Source organism: Sneathia sanguinegens, from assembly GCF_001517935.1.
GTDB classification, from domain to species: domain Bacteria; phylum Fusobacteriota; class Fusobacteriia; order Fusobacteriales; family Leptotrichiaceae; genus Sneathia; species Sneathia sanguinegens.
The window spans coordinates 24,550-30,653 of record NZ_LOQF01000013.1; the positions used below are offsets into that span (position 1 = coordinate 24,550).

General features: G+C 27.5%; 5 protein-coding genes. All 5 read right to left on the reverse strand.

The annotated features are described in order from the left end of the window. Positions 1-6: 6 nt before the first annotated feature. A complete protein-coding gene (gene malQ / locus AWT65_RS05700) occupies positions 7-1,509 on the reverse strand; it encodes a 4-alpha-glucanotransferase (protein ID WP_066730074.1) in 1,503 nt (500 codons plus the stop codon). Then, complete coding sequence (locus tag AWT65_RS05705) at positions 1,506-2,501, reverse strand: LacI family DNA-binding transcriptional regulator (protein WP_066730075.1); 996 nt, start codon at positions 2,499-2,501, stop codon at positions 1,506-1,508. The genes malQ and AWT65_RS05705 overlap by 4 nt, the downstream gene beginning before the upstream one ends. A 10-nt stretch (positions 2,502-2,511) precedes the next feature. Beyond that, positions 2,512-3,579 carry an ABC transporter ATP-binding protein gene (locus tag AWT65_RS05710; protein ID WP_066730076.1) on the reverse strand — a complete coding sequence of 356 codons (1,068 nt, stop codon included), beginning with the start codon at positions 3,577-3,579 and terminating at the stop codon, positions 2,512-2,514. A gap of 5 nt (positions 3,580-3,584) precedes the next feature. Further along, on the reverse strand, positions 3,585-4,481 hold the full coding sequence (locus AWT65_RS05715) for a sugar ABC transporter permease (protein WP_066730077.1): 897 nt from the start codon (positions 4,479-4,481) through the stop codon (positions 3,585-3,587). Continuing rightward, the coding region (locus AWT65_RS05720; protein ID WP_066730078.1) for a carbohydrate ABC transporter permease at positions 4,481-6,104 on the reverse strand (1,624 nt) is incomplete at its 5' end. The genes AWT65_RS05715 and AWT65_RS05720, both read right to left, overlap by 1 nt.

Here is a 6,104-nt window from a genome sequence, read left to right on the forward strand (position 1 = left end):
CTCGTACTAGAGAGTCTTATTTAATCTTGAATATCTTTTATTAAATTCATATATTTTATTTGCATTTTCATCTGTTAAAAATTTTTCATCTAATCTAAATTTCCAATTTCCTAAGGTAGACGGAACATTCATTCTACTTGAATTATCTAAACAGAAGAAATCTTGAATTTGAGTTATTGCTATATTTGCAACACTTGACCAAGCTCCTCTTAAAAATCCCCAAGTATAACCTTCTTCTTCTGTAAGATTCAAATATTTTTTAGCAAAATTCAATTCCTTTGAACCTTGCATTGTATTTATCCAACCTTGCATAGTTTCACTATCATGTGTACTTGGATAAACACACCAATTTCTTTCTATATTATGTGGTAAAAAATCACTTTCATTATCTGGATCAAAGGCAAATTGTAACATTTTCATACCAGGAAAGCCTGTAGCTTCTCTAAAAGCAACAACTTCCTTTGTTGTATATCCTAAATCTTCAGCGATTATTTGTATGTCACCTAATTTTTCTTTAACCTTTATAAATAAATCATTTGCAGGTCCTTTTAACCAACTTCCTGTTGCTGCTGTCTTACTTCCATAAGGTATTGCCCAATATGATTCAAAACCTCTAAAATGATCTATTCTTAAAATATCAAATAATTTCATTGATTTTTCTATTCTATTTATCCACCATGAATATGAATCTTTTTTCATGAAATCCCAATCATAAGTTGGATTTCCCCATAATTGTCCACCATCAGCATAAGAATCAGGAGGGCATCCTCCAACTAAGTCTAGTCTAAATTGTTTTTTATCTGACCAAACATCTACTGAATCTTCTGCACAATATATAGGCATATCTCCTATAATTTCTATTCCTTTTGAATTAACATAGTTTTTTAATTTATTATATTGTTTAAAAAATTCATATTGCATAAAATATTGGAATTGTATTTCTTTTTTTAATTTTTCCTTATACATTTTTACGGCTTTTTCTTCTCTATTTTTTATATCTTCATCCCAATTAACCCAGGCTTTACCTAAAAAATATCCTTTTAATGCCATAAATAATGCATAATTTTCTAGCCATTCCTTATTTTCTTCAATAAATTTTTCTAATTTTTTCTGATCTTTAAAAGCTAAAAATGCCTTTTCTAGAACTTTGTATCTATTATTATATAACTTTCCATAGTCTACATTCAATTTATCTGAGCCAAAATCTAAATTTTCAAAATCACTTTTTTCTAATAAACCATCTTCTACTAATAAATCTAGATCTATAAAATATGGATTTCCTGCAAATGATGAAAATGATTGATATGGTGAATCTCCATAACTTGTTGGTCCTATTGGTAATATTTGCCAATAATGAAAGCCTGCTTTTTTTATAAAATCACAAAATTCATAAGCTTTTTTACCTAAAGTACCAATTCCATATTTTGATGGTAAAGAAGAAATATGCATTATAACTCCACTTTTTCTGTCTTTATTTATTGCTTTATAATCATATTCTTTATCTATCATCTATCCTCCTTAATTATATATGCTGGTATTATTGCATAATTACTTTTTAATTTTTTATTTTCTATTTTTTTTATTAAAAGCTCACAAGCTACTTCGCCTAATTTTTTTACATTTATTTCAACTGTCTTAAATTTATAATTTGAAAATTTTCTTATATATGTATTATTAAATCCAGTAACTTCAACATCACGCATATTCAAACTTTTACATGCATTTATCGCTGCTATAGCAAAGATATCATCTGTTGCAACTATTGCATCTATCATTTTATTTTTCTTTAAAAATTCTTTTATAAGCTCATAAGCCTTATCCATACTAAAAGTTGATTCTAAAATATATTCTTTAGAAATCTTGAACTCAGTTAATGCCCTTTTATACCCTAAATATCTAAAATTTGTGACCTTTAAATTTCGTGGTCCACCTAAAAAGCAAATATTTTTCTTTTTATTTCTTATTAAATCCTTTGTTACTTCATAAGTTGTATTAATATTATCATTATCAACCCAGATATATTTATCTGCTTTATTCGGTGTTCCAATTATTGCAAAGGGAAATTTAATTTCATCTAAGTATTCTAGTAGACTTTCATCCTTATACGCTCTTAAGAAAATCAAACCATCTACCCTTCTTGAACCAACTAAGGCTTTAATATTCCCTTCTTCTTCTTTTTGTACATTAGAATGTATGTACAAGGTATAATATTTGTTATTTTTCAATAGATATTCACTAATGCTACTTAATATTTCTGAGAAAAAGTTATTTGAAAGTGGATCTATATCTTCTGAATTTAATACTACTCCTATTATCCTTGTACTATTATTTGTCAAATTTTGTGCCGTAGAATTCGGTATATAATTCAATTCATTAATAATTTTTTGAACTTTTTTCTTGGTTTTTTCGCTAACCAGTGGACTATTAGTTATAACTCTTGAAACTGTTGCTGTACTTACATTTGCTTGTTTTGCAACATCATCTAAAGTAATTCTAATCACTTATTTTCACCTATATTCTATTTCCTTCTTCATTAAAATAATGTAATGCATCTGTGTCAAATGTGAAATTATGAGTTTCTCCAATTTCATATTTATAATAACTTGGAACAGTAATAATCAATTGTGTATTATCTTCAAGTTTTACATATAAAGCTTTATCTTTACCTAACATTTCTATAACATCTATTTTAGCACTTATACTATTTTCGTTATTCTTTTCACTTAAGAATCTTTCACTTCTTATTCCTACACTAATTTTTTGACCTTCATATGCTTTTAATCTTTCATCTGGTTTAATTTTTACTATTCCACTATCACTAACAAACATACCATCTTTTATAGTTCCATTTATTATATTCATTGTAGGAGAACCTATAAATTTTGCAACGAATAAATTAGCTGGCTTATTATAAAATTCTTCAGGTTTTCCGAATTGTTGTATAACTCCCTTATCTAATAAACAAATTTTTGTTCCCATAGTCATTGCTTCTGTTTGGTCATGTGTTACATAAATTGAAGTTGTTCCCAAACTTTGATGTATTCTTACTAATTCAACTCTCATGTGTTCTCTTAATTTAGCATCTAAGTTAGATAAAGGTTCATCCATTAAAAATACTGCTGGTTTTCTTACAATAGCACGACCTAAGGCTACCCTTTGTCTTTGCCCACCAGATATATCAGATGGTTTTGAATAAAGATATTTTTCTATTTGCAATATTTTCGCAGCTTCTAGAACTCTTTCATGTATTATTCTTTTATCCATTTTTCTCATAGCAAGTGAAAATGCCATATTATCATATACAGTCATATGTGGATATAGGGCATAGCTTTGGAAAACCATAGCTATATTTCTATCCTTTGAAGCAACCTTATTCATTAATTTTCCATTGAATAATAGTTCTCCTTCTGTAATTGAGTTAAGACCAGCTATCATTCTAAGTAATGTTGATTTACCACAACCAGATGGACCTAATATTATACAGAAATCTTTACTTTCAATTTCAACATTTATATTTCTAATAGTAAATTCTTCTCTACCTTCATATTTTTTACCAATATTTTTTAATTCTACTTTCATTTATCTTATCCTTTCACTGAACCACTAGATAATCCAGAAACTAATTGTTTTTGTAAGAATATAAATAACGCAACTATAGGTATTGCTGTTAATAAACCTCCAGCTGCAAAAACTGGTTCTAATTTTGTTCTGTCGTCATTTATCAATGTAAATAGCCCTGCAGCTAATGTATAACTTTTTGGATCTGTTAATAATACCTTTGGTAGTAAATAATCCATAAATGGTCCTATAAATGACCACAATGCTATTATTGCTATCATTGGTTTTGCAATAGGTAATATTATCAATCTATATACTTGCATATTTGAGCAACCTTCCATTTTAGCTGCTTCATCTAATTCTACTGAAATTGAATCTATATATCCTTTTAATATAAAGGTATTACCTGCTACTCCCCCTATTGCATATATTAATATTAGCATCATGGTTCTTGTAAATAATGGGAATATTGCTTCAACTATTGAATGCATTGTATAATATGCAGCTATTCCAGCAAAAGCTGGTATAACTTGTATCAACATTATTGCCATAAGGGAACCTTTTTTACCCTTGAATCTAAATCTTGAATATACATAACCTGTATATGAAACTATTATTAAAGTAATAATAGCTGTTAAACAAGCAATAACAAGTGTATTTATTACCCATCTTACAAATAAGGTTTTTGTAAATAATATTCTAAATTGCTTAAATGAAAATTGATAATCAGATCCCATAACTATAAATTGATCTTGCAAACCATTAAATGATGAAATAACCATTGTTGCTAATGGAATTATTATCAATAAAGCCCATATTATTAAAATTGCATAAGTTACTACTAAGCCTATCTTTCCTGACAATGTCAAAGGTGGTTTATCAGATAAATATAAATTTGATTTATTTTGTTTCTTACTAGCCATTATTTTTCCTCCTTGAATGCCTTTGAATTCTTAAATCCTATATAAGCAAACACCATTAAGCCTAATGAAATAAATATAGTTATCGCAGCACCTATTGATTGATATTGTTTTTCAATAGTCAATTTATATATATATGAGATTAATAAATCTGTACTTCCAGCTATATTTCCATAATTACTTGGATCAAATGGCCCACCACCATTAAATAGATAGATTATAGAGAAATTATTAAAGTTAAATGTATATTGCCCTATAAGTAGTGGTGCTGTTTGGAATAACACTAATGGTAATGTTATCTTACTTAATTTTTGCCAACCTGTTGCTCCGTCTATTTCTGCAGCTTCATATAAATCAGCTGGAATTCCTTGCAATACTCCTGTTGAAAGCAAGAAGATGTATGAACTTCCTAGCCATGTTTGTAATAAAATCAGTGCTATTCTTGTTAAATTTGTACTACTCTTTATTGCTAAGTTTCCTCCAAATATGCCCTCTAATATTTTTGTTATTTGACCATTAGGTGAAGTCATAATACTAAAGAACATAATAGTTATAAAGGCTGGAACTGCCCATGGTAGTAAATATACTGTTCTAAATATTGATTTACCTTTTATTCTATCATTATTTGCAAGCAATGCTAAGAAGAATCCTACAGCAATTGCACAAGTACTTGAGAATATAGTCCATATTACTGTCCATCCTAATATTAACCAGAATGGTCCACCAGCTATTCCTTTTCCTTCAATTAATAGTAAGTAATTTTTAAGCCCTACCCATGCAAATTTAGATTGATGTTTAGGATCCATACCGGCAAATGATAGTAATATTGTTGTAAATATTGGTAATAATACAATAAACATTAATAATATTGCTGTTGATATAGTAACTATGTATGGGAAACCATCTTCTTGTATTGAAGTAATAGTTTCAAAAGTAGTTTTAGGTCTTATACCCTTTAATTTTGCTCTTATTACATCTCTACAATCAATATATGCAGTTGTCATAATAGTTATAGCCAATAAAATTAAAATTATTGCAACTAAACCTTCTATCATAAATATCATAGATTTATCTAATTTTTTTGCACCCTTAGCTAAAGTATATAAACCATAAATACCTTGTCCACGATAATTACCATAACCAAGAGCATATGGAATAGCAGCTAAATAAATAAATAATGTTCCTATAAATAATAAAGCTGCTTTTAAATATTGTTTATTTATTAATTGCCCTAATCCAGGTATAATAAATGAAATAATTGGTATTAATTTATTTACTTTTTCTACTTCCACTGGTGTTTTTCTAATTATATCTGACATATCTTGTTGAAGTATCTTGTATTTTGAATCTACTTCTACTGATGTGATATACTTAGCCACTCTTACTCTACTTTTTAAATCTTCACTAGGTATTTGCAATTTTAAAACTTCAACTTTATCTTTTAAAGCTTGTTTTAATTGATTAACTTCTTCTGAATATGCCTTATTAGAAATTAAACCTTCATTCTTACTATGTTTCAATTTTGCTTTGTTTTTTTCTAATTCTTCTTTTAATTTATTTACTTTTTCTTTAAATTCTACTTTAGCTTTTTCATCATTTTCTTTATTTAATTCTTTTAATTTTTTT

Bases quoted from the DNA above. Each gene is read 5' to 3' on its own strand.
- malQ (WP_066730074.1), bottom strand. From the start codon at position 1,509: ATGATAGATAAAGAATATGATTATAAAGCAATAAATAAAGACAGAAAA.
- AWT65_RS05710 (WP_066730076.1), bottom strand. From the start codon at position 3,579: ATGAAAGTAGAATTAAAAAATATTGGTAAAAAATATGAAGGTAGAGAA.
- AWT65_RS05715 (WP_066730077.1), bottom strand. From the start codon at position 4,481: ATGGCTAGTAAGAAACAAAATAAATCAAATTTATATTTATCTGATAAA.